The organism is Enterovibrio coralii, from assembly GCF_001559595.1.
Lineage (GTDB): Bacteria > Pseudomonadota > Gammaproteobacteria > Enterobacterales > Vibrionaceae > Enterovibrio > Enterovibrio coralii.
The window spans coordinates 26,194-40,547 of sequence record NZ_LNTY01000062.1 but is presented as its reverse complement, the minus strand read 5'-3'; the positions used below and the strand labels follow the sequence as shown (position 1 = coordinate 40,547).

Below are 14,354 nucleotides of genomic sequence, written 5' to 3'. Positions count from 1 at the left end.
GGGCATATCTTTGACGTAAAATCGCGCCGCTTTTTTACGTTTTCAGATGAGATAGCCCATCATGCTTTTATATATTCTGGATATGTTCGGCACCGCTGTGTTTGCAGTGTCGGGCGTATTATTGGCAGGTAAGCTCCGCATGGACCCATTTGGGGTTGTGGTGCTGGCCATGGTGACCGCCATTGGCGGTGGAACAATCCGGGATATGGTACTCGGTGCAACCCCAGTGTTCTGGGTGAATGAGCCAGAATACCTTTGGGTGATCTTGGCCACGTGTGTGCTAAGCATGCTGTTAATTCGCCATCCTCGTCGTTTGCCTTGGTACGTGCTTCCTGTTGCGGATGCCATTGGTTTGGCGGTGTTTGTTGCTATCGGTGTGGATAAAGCACTGAGCTACGGCGCGTCGCCAATTGTTGCCATTATCATGGGCGTACTGACGGGCTGTGGTGGCGGTATTTTGCGTGACATTCTGGCGCGAGAAATCCCAATGGTACTGCGTACCGAGGTCTACGCGACTGCCTGTATTGCAGGTGGCATCATGCACACCTTGGTGCTGGCTTCCAACGCTGGCGCGGAGTTCGCATCAATCTCTGGGATGATCACCACACTGGGCATTCGACTTGCAGCGATTCGCTGGCACCTTTCTCTCCCCACTTTTGCCCTGAGCAAGTAAAGCCATCCCCCTTGAATAAACGCACTGCCTTTGCAGTGCGTTTTTTAATGTCTGTCGCACATTAGTAAAGCATAAACTTTACTTATTAAAAATCACGACTACTATGTAAACAAATAACTTTACTTAATTACCAGCAAGGACATCACCATGAGCAGCTACGTCGAACATGCCAACATCACGGTGAACAATCTCCACAGCACAATTCACTTTCTGCAATCTGCGATGCCAGACTTCAAAGTCCGTGGAGAAGGTCGCAATCAGCACTACGGCTGGTGTCACCTGGGGACAGAGACGTCATACATTGCCTTACAAGAGGTCGTGATTGATAAAGCCGTCGAGCGCATTCCCTACCGCCAATTGGGGACAAACCATATCGGTTTTGTCGTTGATGATGTCACCTCGGTATCAGAGCGACTTAAAGCGGAAGGCTTTACACAAATAGAGTTCAACGAAAGTCATCCAAGTCGAAAACGCGCCTACTTCTTGGATGCAGATGGCATTGAGTGGGAGTTCGTTGAATACCTGACCGATGCGATGGAAAGCCGCAACGACTACACCTTGTAGTTAACAAGATCACGGGAGATAAGCATGTATCACGCATTGTCAGAGCAAGGATTGTCGCTCATTCAGCAAGCCCACCAGTTTGCACCTACGTACAGTATTCGATTGTCGAATCATCTCCCTATGGCCATTACCGCCATGGAAAGACTCGGTGCCACCCGCGAGCAGCTTATCGCGCAGTATCAGGATGCGAGCCGCGCACTTGAGCCTCTTGCTGCCCCCAAACAAGGCATCACGCCAGAGCTCGGTAACAGTGAACACGTGGCGGAATTTATCGAGCACTTCAGCCGAAAGCTTCATGAAACCGGCTTAGAAGCAACTATCAGTAATACACTGCCTACACTGTTGCCCGGCATTGCCGCTGGCTCATTTCACGCTGTCATTCGTCTGGCCTACGCCATTGAAAGAGAAGACAACAACGAGATCAGTCATGCACTGGCGTATTGGTCTGCTGGCTACACGCCACTTGGCGCGATCCGTGAATCCGAGAGCCTAAACGCCGATGACCAACTCAATCACGCCTTGATGATGTTTTACGATCAACGCTATAGCGACGGGATCATGATCGATCATGTGGAAGAGCTCATCACGCTGGATGCTTATCCTTTGAGTGCGACGCAGCCGGCCACGCTGCCGATAGAAGACGTCGCTCGCGTGGTACTCAACCAATACATTGCCAGCAACGATTTTACCTTGCTCCATGGCGTGACAGGCTTGCAGGCCCTGCATTCTCTCAAGCCTTACCTGCCCGATTTCGATGTGGCCTTAAAGTACTACTGGCAAGCCTACGTCGCGGCAGCTTGCACGGCCAGATACCGTGAGCCGACGAAACCCAGTAACCCTGTTGAATCGGTCTCACCCGATTGGCCGACGTGGTTTAAACAGGCCAACGCTACCGGTGACGATCACACCATTAAACTGACTTACAGCTGTGCGCGGCTCTATGAGGCACTGGATTTGCCCGAAGCCTTGCACGCCATCCACTTCAGACTAGAGGGATCTCAATGAAGAAAATCGCTATTGTTTATTACTCGAAGAACGGGACAACGGACGCGTTAGCCAAGGCCATAGCGAGTGGTGCTGAGTCTAGGGGCGCAGAGGTTTTTTCTCACCGTATACAGGGGGAAGAGATCATCGGCGGCCGCTTCAAAAACGATGCGCTCTTTGAAAGACTCCTCGACGCAGATGCCATCATCTTTGGTGTACCGACATATATGGGTGGACCCGCCGCACAATTCAAAGCCTTTGCAGATGCGAGCAGTAACGCTTGGTCAAAGCAACTGTGGCGAAATAAGCTAGCCGCTGGCTTTACGATTGGAAGCAGTCCCTGTGGTGAACTTCAAAGCACTATCGAATATTTTTATCTTTTAGCGAGTCAGCACAGCATGCTTTGGGTGGGAATCGATTCGCCCGATGGCACAGACCTCACTAACTTCAATCGCCTCAACGCATCCGTTGGCGTCATCGCCTTAGATGATGAGCAAGATGGCATCAATGCTATTGATAGGAGAACGGCTGTTCGTTTAGGAGAACGGGTGGCAGAGGTGTTAACACAATAGAAAACACAGAATATAAAAAAGGCACCTTTCGGTGCCTTTTAAAACATTTAACGTCTTATGCCAGCGTGATGCGAGCAAATTTACGTTTACCTACTTGGTAAACTGCAGTGCCTGCAGCGGGTACCAACTTGGTATCATCCAGTTTTTCGCCGTCGATTTTCACTGCACCTTGACGGATCATGCGCAGCGCATCTGACGTTGAACCTACCAGGTTCGCGTCTTTCAACAGGTTCGCAATTGCCACGCCTTGTTCAAACGAGAACTCTGGCATTTCTTCTGGCATTGCGCCTTTTTGGAAGCGGTTGATGAATTCTGCTTCTGCCGCATCTGCGTCAGCTTCTGAGTGGAAGCGTGCGATGATTTCTTTCGCCAGCAGGATCTTCACGTCACGTGGGTTACGGCCGTTTGCGATTTCTTCTTTCAGACCTGCGATCTCTTCCAGAGGACGGAAAGACAACAGTTCGTAGTAGTTCCACATCAGGTCGTCAGAGATAGACATGATCTTACCGAACATCTCGTTTGGCACATCGCTGATACCAATGTAGTTGTGCGCAGACTTAGACATCTTCTTAACGCCGTCCAATCCCACCAGCAGTGGCATAGTAATAACCACTTGCTGAGATTGACCGTTTTGCTTTTGCAGCTCACGACCCATCAGCAGGTTGAACTTCTGATCCGTACCACCCAGCTCAACGTCCGCTTTCAGTGCAACTGAGTCGTAACCTTGCAGCAGTGGGTAGATAAATTCATGGATCGCGATCGGCTGGTTGTTGCTGTAACGCTTTTTAAAGTCGTCACGCTCAAGCATACGTGCAACGGTAGAGCTTGCTGCCAAACGGATCATGCCGTCAGTACCCAGCTCGCTCAGCCATGTTGAGTTGAACTCGATACGGGTTTTCGCAGGATCCAGAATCTTGAAGATTTGCTCTTTGTACGTTTCTGCGTTCTTCAGAACTTGTTCACGCGTCAGCGGTGGACGTGTGGTGTTCTTGCCGCTTGGGTCACCGACCATTGCGGTATAGTCACCGATCAGGAAGATAACTTCATGGCCCAGCTCCTGGAATGCACGCAGTTTATTCATGATCACAGTGTGACCTAGGTGAATATCTGGAGCCGTTGGATCCGCGCCCAACTTGATGCGAAGAGGACGGTTCTCTTTCAGTTTTTTAATGAGTTCCTCTTCAGGAATCAATTCCTCAACACCACGCTTAATTTCAGCTAGCGCGGCTTCAATGCTCGCCATATTTTATCGCTCCCACAGAATCGGCAATTTTTCGTAAAGCGACATACTACTTGAATAGCGATGGTTTTTGAAACCAGTTAAACTTAAGCGGAGCGAAAAGGAATTCACTGGCTGATATTTTTGAGAAAATATTGGCAAAAAACGAGTGCGTTCCGGACAATTTCTATTCCTTAACGACTGTTTCGTAATGCCAGTAAAAAAAATAAAAGCGATACCAAGGCTACACCGCATTCTTATCACCGCTATCAGTGCCTTGCTCGTAGTGTTGATTTTGCTCCCTTCTGAAACGCCGGCGCAGCATCCGGAAGCGCGATATGAAGTCGGCAAACAGTACAACGTTCCGCTTGAAGTCAGTTCCTTGCTTCCTCCAGAAAAAGACATGCCTCTGTTGAGCGCACCGTTAACGCTTGATTGGAAGAAATTTGTTGTGCAATCGGGCGAGAGTTTGGCCGTCATTTTTGACCGCGTCGGTATCAGCCCAACCACGCTTTATCGCTTCATCAACAGCGACAAAGGCACCCAATCCCTGACCTCACTTAACGTGGGCGATGAAATTCATATCGGCTTTGATGAAAACGGCCTCTTCACCCAGTTAATCCAACCGAAAAGTGCCAACGAAAAGTTGATCGTTAACCGCATTGGCGATGACTTCGTCTCGCATGTGGAATCCAAGCAAATCGACACCCAAGTGAATTTTGCTTCTGCCACCATTAATTCGAGCTTTTGGAATGCTGGTGTCAGTGCAGGGCTGAATGCCAACCAAATTATGGAACTGGCGGGTATTTTTGGCTGGGACATCGACTTCGCCTTAGATATTCGCCAAGGCGACAAGTTTTCTGTGTTGTATGAAGAGCAATTGGTAGAAGGTGACCTGATTGGTCGCGGCAACATTCTGGCGGCAACCTTTACCAACCAAGGCGAAACCTTTACCGCGATCCGTTCGAAGTCAGGCAAATACTATGACCAAGACGGCCGAGCGATGAAAAAAGCGTTCTTGCGCTCACCGGTTAACTTCCGTTACGTCAGCTCCAACTTCAACCCGCGTCGTCTGCATCCGGTAACAGGACAAAGAAAAGCACACCGCGGCACCGACTATGTCGCCCCCGTGGGCACGCCAATTTGGGCGGCGGGTGATGGCGTGGTTATGAAGTCTGCGTATAACAAGTTCAATGGTAACTATGTCTTCATCCGACACAGCTCTACCTATATCACCAAATACCTTCACTTAACTAAGCGCAAAGTGAAGACAGGTCAGCGTGTAAAACAAGGGCAAACCATCGGTACTCTCGGTGGCACAGGACGCGTGACAGGCCCGCACCTTCACTACGAATTCTTGGTGAATGGTGTACACAAAAACCCTAGAACCGTGAGCCTGCCGCAAGCAAAATCGCTGTCTGGCAAAGAGAAAACAGAGTTCCTGACAATGGCAAAGGACAGAATGTCTCAGCTTAATAAGTTCAGTCAATTGCTGGCGTCTATCGGCACCGTCGAGCGCATCTCGTCTTAACAGACCACCCAAATACGGAAACTAAAAAGCAGCGCACTTGCGCTGCTTTTTTGTCTGACTTGCGTCCTTTCGGTGATTGCTTAAGCGTGCGTTTCTACGGATTCACGAAACGACACGCTTGGCTGCTCACCTGCCTGTTTTTCTGCTGGAGGTGTGCTATCGCCATCATTTAGCGTCTGTTTGATCTTCGGCTCTCTCGCTAGCATCAACAGACACGGTGTCAGCACCAAGGTTAACACGGTAGAGAATGCCAGGCCGCCAGCAACGGCCGTTGCTAGCTGCGACCACCACTGGGTACTCGGCGCACCAAACTCCACCCCACGGTTGACCAAATCCACGTTCATTTCGAGCACCATAGGCAATAGTCCAAGGATAGTGGTTACTGTGGTGAGCAGAACAGGGCGCAAACGCTGTGCGCCGGTGCGAAGGATAGCATCTGCTTTAGCAAGCCCCTGACGACGCAAAACATTGTAGGTATCGATAAGCACGATATTGTTGTTCACCACGATACCCGCCAACGTGATCACCCCGACACCTGACATGATGACGCCAAACGGGCGCTGGAATATCAACAGCCCCAAGAACACGCCCACGGTCGAGAACAGCACGGCACTTAAGATCAAAAATGCCTGATAGAAGCTGTTGAACTGGGTGATCAAGATGAGAGCCATCGCTGCCAATGCCGCAAGGAATGCAGTCATCAAGAACGCCTGACTTTCGTTTTGCTCTTCGTTCTGGCCGCGAATACGCACTTCAACACTTTCAGGAAGTCCAAGTGTCGCAATATTTTCCTGTAAACCCGGCAATGCCAAACTCAGGTTCTCGCCTTCCGCCATGTCAGCCATGACTTTTATCACGCGAAAGCCATCCACCCTGTCGATGTTGCCCTGCTTTACCTCGGGCTTGATGCTGGCGAAGTTAGTGATAGGTACGAGCCCATACGGTGTATTGACGCGAAGCTCGTCGAACCTGCCGATATCACGCTTATTTTCTGGGTATCTGACCAGAATATCGACTTCTTCATCGGCATCATCTGGCAGGTAGTCACCAATCTTGAGGCCATTTGTCACAAACTGAACCGTATTACCGACGACTGTGGCATCTGCGCCGAATCTCGCGGCATCGGTGCGATTAATATCAATCGTCCAATCAATGCCGGGTTTCGTTAGAGTATCGCTAAAGTTGGTGAACGCGGGATTTTCCTCAAGCAACTCCCTGATCTGCCTCGCCGCGTTTTCCAATTGGACGGCATCCTCAGCGATGACTTCGATAGAAAGATCGTGCTCACTTGGCGGCCCCGCATCGGGCTTTTTAAATTCCAGCTCAATGCCGGACAAATCCGCGGTTTTGTCGCGCAGTTCCTGAATGATCACGTTCACTTTTCGGCGTTCTTGCCATGCTACGGGCTTCATCTGAATGACGCCTATCTCGTCTTGCCCGCCGGTTTTGGTATAAACGCTTTCAATCTCCTCCAACCCCAGCACGCGCTGCTCAACTTCTTTCATCAGTGCGTCTTGCTCATAGATAGAAAGATCGCCATACGAACGCACTTTGATGTTGAAAAACGCAGGATCCACATCAGGGAAGAACTCGGTGCCAAGGCAGATTTGTTGTAGGCAAAGCCCACGCCAAACGCCACGATAACGGCAGCGAGCAGGATCTTTATCGGGTGTTTGATCGCAACAGAAAGGGTGTTGATGTACGCCTTGGTGATACCTCTTGCTTGCTCAAACTCGCCCCGCTCCAACGCTTGCATGCGTGAGCGTTGTTTTTCAGATAATGGAAGCGGCTTACCGAACAAACTGCCCAGCACAGGTACAAACAGTAACGCCATGATCAGCGACGCAGACAAGGTGGCAATCAGCGTGAGCGGCATATAGCCCATGAATTCGCCCGTGATCCCCGGCCAGAACAGCAAAGGCGCAAACGCGGCCAATGTCGTTGCCGTTGATGCAATGATTGGCCATGCCATACGGTGCGCCGCTTCTTGATAGCTTGCTTTCTGTTGACGCCTTCACGCATTCGGCGGTCAGCGTACTCAGTGACAACAATCGCGCCATCCACCAACAGACCAACGGCCATGATGAGCGAGAATAGCACCACGATATTGACCGTCAGCCCAGCCAACGCCAGCACCACCAGACCCGTCAAGAATGAGCCTGGAATAGAAATACCCACCAGCAGTGCAGTGCGCGCGCCAAGAATCGCGATAATGACAATCACCACCAGCAGCACAGCAGAGAGGATGTTGTTTTGCAGATCGGTCAGCATGGTACGCACGTCTTCCGACCCATCCCAGGTGTATTTCACCTGAAGTGCACCCGGCCACTGCGTGGATTTTTGCGCCTCGTTGATCACCGCTTTAACGATCTCGACGGTTTCAATGATATTTTCACCGGCGCGCTTTTTCACATCCAACACGATGGCGGGTTTACCATCCAATCTTGCAAAGCTTTCTGGGTCTTTAAAGGCTCGACGCACAGTTGCCACATCACCGACCGTCACAACCTGAATGCCATCCATCTTGATGGGCAGACTAAGCACGTCAGTCACAGACTCAAAGACCGACGGTACTTTTACTGAGAAGCGGCCATAGCCCGTATCCACATACCCTGCCGCGACGACGCGGTTGTTGCGAGACACGAGGTTGAAAATGTCTTCTTGATCTAAGCCGTAGCTTTCAAGCAGCAGTGGCTCGACGATGATTTCCACCACGTCACTGCGATCGCCGGCGATATCGACTTCAAGAACTTGCTTAAAACCTTCGAGTTTTTCCTGAAGTTTGCGGGCAATTTTCACGATCGCGCGCTCAGAGACATCACCGTATAAAGCAACAGACAGAACAGGTTGCTGGTTGGCAAAGGTCACTTCATTGACGGTAGGTTCGTCGCTGTCATCAGGAAGACGAGGCTTAACCAGATCGACCGCTTCACGTACGTCAGCCATGGCCTGATCCAGATCGACGCCCACATTAAACTCCAAGGTGACGGAGGCGTGCCCTTCAGACGCGACGGCAGTCATTTCCTTGATGCCTTCAATTGAGCGAAGTTCTTGCTCTATAGGGCGAACCAAGAGTCGCTCAGCGTCTTCCGGCGAGATCCCTTCGTGGCCACAGACACATAAATAACGGGTATCGTAATGTCAGGATCCGATTCTTTAGGAATGGTTTGATAGGTATAAAAGCCTGCCACCAGCAAAAACAACAGTAAGGTGACCATGGTACGGGTGCGTGCCAAGGAGGCATCGATAAGGTTTGTCACTTTCGCGCCTCCTTATTGAGCTTGAGATTCGCGAACCGCAATCACGCTGTCACCGTCGCGAACAAAGCCTTGTCCTTTGGTGATCACTTCGACTTTCTCACCTAAGCCTGATAGCCAAACGCCATCTTGCTCAGCTTTCACAACTTTCGCCGCCACAAACGCCACTTTGTCACCCGTTAAGGTTTTCACGCCCAGATTGCCTTTTTCATCCAGAGCCAACATTGACGGGTTAAGCTTCACCGCTTCTTGCTGCTCCAAGGTCAAATCCACTTCGGCACTGATACCGGCAGGCAAAGCTTGCTCGGGGTTGGGGATTTCTAGCTCAATGGAAAAGGTATTAGTGGTCGGAGACGCTATGCTCGACTGATAACGCAACTTGCCGTCTTTTTCGGCACCGTTGACCAAGATGATACGCGCCGGATACGAGGCATCAACATACGCAATATGCTTCTCGCTAACATCGGCGGTGACGATCAGTGGGTTTAAATCGACAATGGTTGCGATAGGGTCACCAACGCTAAGTAGTCGCCCACTTCCACCATCAAGTCATCGACAATACCATCAAATGGTGCGCGCACTTGAGTGTTTGATAGCGCGAGATTCAGGTTTTCCAGCGACGCTTTCGCTTCTACCAAATTGGCTTCTGCCAGCGAATAGGCGACTTCGCCCTGAAGGCCTTTCTTGCGTAGTGACTTGGCGGCATTGAATTCTTTTTGACGCACAATCAGAAGCGACTTTGCACGCTCCAGTTGGGCTTCTTTATCGCCTTTATCAAGGTTTAAAAGGAGATCGCCTTTTTTCACCAAGCACCTTTTTTGACGCGCGCAGAGATCACTCGACCGTCTGCTTCTGCAGAAATGGTCGCATCACGATCAGGTGCCGTTCGGCCATAAAGGGAAATCGAGCGCGTAACAGGCTCAGAATAGAAGGTTTCAACGGAAACACGACTTAACGGTGCTTCGGGCGTTTCCTTGGTCTTTTCTTTTTGCTCCGCTTCGCTGCTGTGGCCACTGCCAATCCAAAAGACAAGCGCAAGCAGCAACACCAAAGAATAAATCCAAGGCCGTTGGGAGAAAAAAGAGACAATATTGCCTGCATTCGCCATAGTCGTCGTCCTAGCGTGGTTACTGCAGTAAAGGAAACAGGCTCGATCCTTCTGGCCCGTTTTGAGAATCAACAGGCCGCCGTAGATGGCGACCTATTGTTCAATGAGTGTCTAATACTTTACACACTGAAAGAAGCACCACAACCACAAGTTGTGGTTGCGTTAGGGTTGTTAACGAAGAAACGTGAGCCTTCTAATCCTTCTGTGTAATCTACTTCACCACCAAGGAGATATTGCAGACTCATTGGATCAACAACCAGAGTAACACCGCTGTTTTCGATGGTCATGTCGCCATCATTCACGTTTTCGTCAAACGTAAAGCCGTATTGGAAACCGCTACAACCGCCACCAGTAATGTATACGCGCAGTTTCAGATTCGGGTTTTCCTCTTCTTGGATCAGCGTTTTTACCTTTATCGCCGCCGCATCAGTAAATTTCAACGGCAAAGGGGCATCACTCATTTCTACCTCACAAACTTCTTCTTATATAGTGCCGCATTATCCAATACCTGACTATTTTGTTCAAGTATTGGTCATCTTTACAAAAGATCGTCTGCGGGAAGTCGAAATATACACCAATATGAACTTGGATGTGATGCTTACCGCATCAACAAACTCGCCTGTTATTCACGCATCCCTTACAATACGCGCCAAGACAAGATAAAAATCAGGCCAAGGAACCACCATGACCAAATCAGCCGAGTTATTCCAACAAGCCCGCAAAACAATCCCAGGCGGCGTGAACTCTCCCGTTCGTGCATTCGCAGGTGTTGGCGGCGATCCAATCTTCATTGAGCGAGCAGATGGCGCGTACATTTACGATGCTGACGGCAAAGCGTACATCGACTATGTTGGCTCATGGGGTCCAATGATTCTTGGTCATAACCATCCAGCAATTCGCGATGCAGTGATTGCTGCTGCGCAAAACGGCCTGAGCTTCGGTGCACCCACTGCGCGTGAAATCACGCTGGCAGAGCTGGTAAGCCAACTGGTTCCTTCAATGGAAATGGTTCGTATGGTGAGCTCAGGTACTGAAGCCACCATGAGTGCAATTCGTCTGGCGCGTGGCTTTACCCGCCGTGACAAATTCATCAAGTTCGAAGGTTGTTACCACGGCCACGCGGACTGTCTGCTGGTTAAAGCAGGGTCAGGTATGCTGACACTGGGTGAACCAACCTCTCCAGGCGTACCGGCTGATTTTGCTAAGCACACCCTGACGTGTACCTTCAACGATCTGGATTCAGTACGTGCAGCGTTTGAACAGTTCCCAGAAGAGATCTCGTGCATCATCGTAGAACCTGTCGCGGGCAACATGAACTGTATCCCGCCACAAGAAGGCTTCCTGGAAGGTCTGCGTGCGCTGTGTGATGAATTCGGCGCACTGCTGATTTTCGATGAAGTCATGACAGGTTTCCGCGTAGCGCTGGGCGGCGCGCAAGCGCACTACAAGATCAAGCCTGATTTGACCACGCTGGGTAAAGTGATCGGCGGTGGTATGCCTGTGGGCGCGTTTGGTGGTCGTCGTGACGTAATGGAATACATCGCACCAACTGGCCCAGTTTACCAAGCGGGCACCCTGTCTGGTAACCCAGTGGCAATGGCTGCAGGTGAAGCAGCACTGAACCAACTTCGCCAAGACGGTAATGAAGCGCATCTAGCTGATATCACCAAGCGTCTGGCAGATGGCTTTAAAGCGGCTGCTGAGAAGAACGGCGTGGCGCTGACCACCAACCAAGTGGGCGGTATGTTCGGCTTCTTCTTCACGGATAAAGAAGAAATCACCTGTTTTGCAGATGTTCAGCAATGTGACATCGACGCGTTCAAACGTTTCTTCCACCTGATGCTGGAAGAAGGTGTTTACCTTGCTCCTTCCGCGTTTGAAGCAAGCTTCACCTCTCTGGCGCACGGAGAGAAAGAACTGGAAGCAACCTTGGCGGCGGCAGATCGCGCATTTGCTAAGCTGGCAGAGAAGTAATCGTCACAAGATGTAAATGAAAAAGCGGAGCTAAGGCTCCGCTTTTTTGTGTTTCCGCCCCGCTATTGCCAGTTAATAACCACCAAAATAGCGAGTACGCCAAAGATAACGAGAGGCAGACTGATTCTGCGCTTTTTCTTGGACTGACATTGACCTTCACAACACGGCACAATATTTATCCTTTTTCCATCAAAAGTCACAACGTATCATACGCCTCAAACTACACTGTTCTCCAGATCTCTTTCTGGCGAAAAAATAAGGAGCCTATGAATGGCATCATCGTTTAAGGTTGAACCTCGGCATTGGACGCTTATTGCGCGCTGGCCCTCGCCGCTTACGCCTGTTATGCACTTATCGCCCCGTATATGGTTCAATCGTCCTCGCATTCATTGTGTCGCTGCTGTTTTTTCCGGTGCATGACCGAATTGAAAGCCGACTGAAATCTCACCCGAATATTGCAGCCGTTATCTCTTGTACTGTGTTGACTGTCATCATCATCATTCCGATGATTTTTGTCGCGATCGCCATTTTACGCCAAGGGATCACCTTCTTTACCGGTGCCTATGAGTGGCTGAGTACAGGCGGTGCAAAAGAAATCCTTTCCATGCCGATTGTGCAATCAACCCTGCATTCACTGGATAAGTGGCTACCGTTTGATTCCATCAAACCGCAAGAAATCATCTCTCGTGCGGCGTCAACCGTCTCGTCACTTAGCTCTGAAATGATTGGCATGAGCTCAAAAATCCTCGGTGATGTAACCGGTGGTTTGGTCAACTTCCTGCTGATGCTGTTCGTCTTGTTCTTCTTGCTGCGCGACCACGAGAAAATCATCCAAACGCTTCGCCATGTCAGCCCGCTGTCTCGAACACAGGAAGACATGATCCTTGACGAAGTAGAAAAGGTCGCGAAATCTGCCGTAATGGGCTCCTTCCTGACGGCATTAGCGCAAGGCTTTGTCGGTGGTTTTGCCATGTGGCTGGCCGGTTTTGCCGGATTATTCTGGGGCACCATGATGGCGTTTGCGTCATTCATTCCTGTGGTGGGAACGGCATTGATCTGGGTACCGGCGGCGGGCTATTTGCTTCTCATTGGCGAATGGCAGTGGGCAATGTTCCTCGCTGCTTGGGGCGTGCTGGTTGTCGGCTCTGTCGATAACATCCTCAGACCACTTCTGATGCAAGGCAATTCAGGCATGAACACCCTGCTGATCTTCTTCTCATTGATCGGTGGTCTTCAGGTTTACGGCCTAATGGGTCTGATATACGGCCCTATCATCTTCTCTCTGACCTTGGTTCTGTTCCGCATGTATGAGACAGAATTCCATAACTTCTTGGAGAAGCAGGACAACACCTGACAATCTTGCCGCGCGGGTTGTTTCCACATCGCACGCTTTGTGGGAGAATCCGCGCTCTATTTTGATACCCAGAGGCATCCATGTCTTACAGCACCCCAAGTCAAGTTGTTGAACGCCAACTCGAGTACTTCGACGGTAAACACGTCCTGCTTGCAGGCGAACTCGAAGATACGTTCGCAACGGAACTTCTGAGCACGGCAGCAAGCGTTAGCATTTTCACCACCAACCTTGCTTATGCCAACCAGATGAAACGTTTTGACAATCTTAACGTGCAGTTTGGTGCGAGCTACCAGAAGCAGCCTAACGTAGACATGGTGTTGTTGTACTGGCCAAAAGCCAAAGCTGAAGCCGACTTCCTGCTATCGATGCTGATGGCTAGCCTCGGCAAAGACACGGAAATCGTGGTTGTCGGTGAAAACCGCAGTGGCGTGAAAAGCATTGAGAAGATGTTTGCGCCTTACGGTCGCGTCACCAAGTTCGACTCTGCACGTCGTTGCAGTTTCTATTGGGGACAGTGCGTCAATGAACCTGCGCCTTTCAACCTCGAAGACTGGTACAAAAGCTACCCGCTGGATATCCAGGGTCAAACCATTACCATTCGCTCTCTGCCGGGCGTATTTAGCCACGGTGAATTGGATATCGGCAGTCAACTGCTGCTCGATACCTTGCCTGCGCTAAAAGGGAGCGTGTTGGACTTCGGCTGCGGTGCGGGTGTCATTGGTTGTGCGATCAAACTGCGTAATCCAAATGCCTCTATCACTATGGTGGACATCAGCGCGTTGGCGGTGGAATCAGCCAAGGAAACGCTGCGTTTTAACAATCTTGACGGAAACGTCTTGGCATCCGATGTCTACAGCGAGATTGATGGTCGCTTTGATAACATCATCAGTAACCCGCCTTTCCATGCCGGTTTGAAAACGCACTACGCTGCGACAGAAACTTTCTTGGAGCGCGCACCTGAGCACCTCAATAAAAACGGTCAGTTGATGATTGTGGCAAACAGCTTTCTTCGCTATCCGCCATTTATTGAAACCGCATTTGGACATTGCGACACACCCGCCAAAAACACCAAATTTGCGATTTACCACGCAATCAAATCTGCTTAATTCCTCGTAGGG

At 50.4% G+C, this 14,354-nt stretch carries 9 protein-coding genes and 3 pseudogenes; 8 read left to right on the top strand and 4 right to left on the bottom strand.

Going from position 1 to position 14,354, the window contains the following annotated elements; translation table 11 throughout:
* Positions 1–61: 61 nt before the first annotated feature.
* The 4 genes from ATN88_RS24765 (at position 62) to ATN88_RS24750 (ending at position 2,793) form a co-directional block, all read left to right on the top strand.
* Positions 62–673, top strand: a complete 612-nt coding sequence (locus tag ATN88_RS24765; protein ID WP_067420114.1) for a TRIC cation channel family protein — start codon at positions 62–64, stop codon at positions 671–673.
* Positions 674–820: 147 nt separating this feature from the next.
* On the top strand, positions 821–1,237 hold the full coding sequence (locus ATN88_RS24760; RefSeq protein WP_067420113.1) for a VOC family protein: 417 nt from the start codon (positions 821–823) through the stop codon (positions 1,235–1,237).
* A gap of 24 nt (positions 1,238–1,261) precedes the next feature.
* Positions 1,262–2,242 carry a questin oxidase family protein gene (locus tag ATN88_RS24755; RefSeq protein ID WP_067420112.1) on the top strand — a complete coding sequence of 327 codons (981 nt, stop codon included), beginning with the start codon at positions 1,262–1,264 and terminating at the stop codon, positions 2,240–2,242.
* Positions 2,239–2,793 (top strand): flavodoxin family protein, encoded by a 555-nt coding sequence (locus tag ATN88_RS24750; protein WP_067420111.1) that lies wholly within the window; start codon positions 2,239–2,241, stop codon positions 2,791–2,793. Before ATN88_RS24755 ends, ATN88_RS24750 begins: the two co-directional genes overlap by 4 nt.
* A 55-nt stretch (positions 2,794–2,848) precedes the next feature.
* Here the strand turns inward: ATN88_RS24750 and tyrS are convergent, their stop codons facing one another.
* The gene (tyrS, locus tag ATN88_RS24745) at positions 2,849–4,036 is read right to left on the bottom strand and encodes a tyrosine--tRNA ligase (protein WP_067420110.1); all 1,188 of its coding nucleotides are present in this window, start codon (positions 4,034–4,036) and stop codon (positions 2,849–2,851) included.
* 187 nt (positions 4,037–4,223) lie between these two features.
* Here tyrS and ATN88_RS24740 point away from each other — a divergent pair, with 187 nt between their 5' ends.
* The gene (locus ATN88_RS24740) at positions 4,224–5,543 is read left to right on the top strand and encodes a peptidoglycan DD-metalloendopeptidase family protein (RefSeq protein WP_067420109.1); all 1,320 of its coding nucleotides are present in this window, start codon (positions 4,224–4,226) and stop codon (positions 5,541–5,543) included.
* 80 nt (positions 5,544–5,623) lie between these two features.
* Here the strand turns inward: ATN88_RS24740 and ATN88_RS24735 are convergent.
* The 3 genes and pseudogenes from ATN88_RS24735 to erpA form a co-directional block, all read right to left on the bottom strand.
* A pseudogene (locus tag ATN88_RS24735) lies at positions 5,624–8,803 on the bottom strand (efflux RND transporter permease subunit).
* A gap of 12 nt (positions 8,804–8,815) precedes the next feature.
* Positions 8,816–9,908, bottom strand: a pseudogene (locus tag ATN88_RS24730) (efflux RND transporter periplasmic adaptor subunit).
* Positions 9,909–10,027: 119 nt separating this feature from the next.
* Positions 10,028–10,369: an iron-sulfur cluster insertion protein ErpA gene (erpA, locus tag ATN88_RS24725; protein ID WP_067420108.1), complete on the bottom strand. Its 342-nt coding sequence runs from the start codon at positions 10,367–10,369 to the stop codon at positions 10,028–10,030.
* Positions 10,370–10,592: 223 nt separating this feature from the next.
* On the opposite strand from erpA, the gene hemL reads away from it, so the two are divergent.
* The 3 genes and pseudogenes from hemL to rsmC all read left to right on the top strand — a co-directional run bounded on the left by hemL (position 10,593) and on the right by rsmC (position 14,342).
* Positions 10,593–11,882: a glutamate-1-semialdehyde 2,1-aminomutase gene (gene hemL, locus ATN88_RS24720; RefSeq protein ID WP_067420107.1), complete on the top strand. Its 1,290-nt coding sequence runs from the start codon at positions 10,593–10,595 to the stop codon at positions 11,880–11,882.
* 270 nt (positions 11,883–12,152) lie between these two features.
* Positions 12,153–13,236, top strand: a pseudogene (locus ATN88_RS24715) (AI-2E family transporter).
* Positions 13,237–13,316: 80 nt separating this feature from the next.
* On the top strand, positions 13,317–14,342 hold the full coding sequence (gene rsmC, locus ATN88_RS24710) for a 16S rRNA (guanine(1207)-N(2))-methyltransferase RsmC (protein ID WP_067420106.1): 1,026 nt from the start codon (positions 13,317–13,319) through the stop codon (positions 14,340–14,342).
* Positions 14,343–14,354 lie beyond the last annotated feature (12 nt).

Excerpts from the sequence above, each read along its gene's own strand:
- ATN88_RS24765 (WP_067420114.1), top strand. The coding sequence starts at position 62 with ATGCTTTTATATATTCTGGATATGTTCGGCACCGCTGTGTTTGCAGTG.
- ATN88_RS24760 (WP_067420113.1), top strand. The coding sequence starts at position 821 with ATGAGCAGCTACGTCGAACATGCCAACATCACGGTGAACAATCTCCAC.
- ATN88_RS24755 (WP_067420112.1), top strand. The coding sequence starts at position 1,262 with ATGTATCACGCATTGTCAGAGCAAGGATTGTCGCTCATTCAGCAAGCC.
- ATN88_RS24750 (WP_067420111.1), top strand. The coding sequence starts at position 2,239 with ATGAAGAAAATCGCTATTGTTTATTACTCGAAGAACGGGACAACGGAC.
- tyrS (WP_067420110.1), bottom strand. The coding sequence starts at position 4,036 with ATGGCGAGCATTGAAGCCGCGCTAGCTGAAATTAAGCGTGGTGTTGAG.
- ATN88_RS24740 (WP_067420109.1), top strand. The coding sequence starts at position 4,224 with ATGCCAGTAAAAAAAATAAAAGCGATACCAAGGCTACACCGCATTCTT.
- erpA (WP_067420108.1), bottom strand. The coding sequence starts at position 10,369 with ATGAGTGATGCCCCTTTGCCGTTGAAATTTACTGATGCGGCGGCGATA.
- hemL (WP_067420107.1), top strand. The coding sequence starts at position 10,593 with ATGACCAAATCAGCCGAGTTATTCCAACAAGCCCGCAAAACAATCCCA.
- rsmC (WP_067420106.1), top strand. The coding sequence starts at position 13,317 with ATGTCTTACAGCACCCCAAGTCAAGTTGTTGAACGCCAACTCGAGTAC.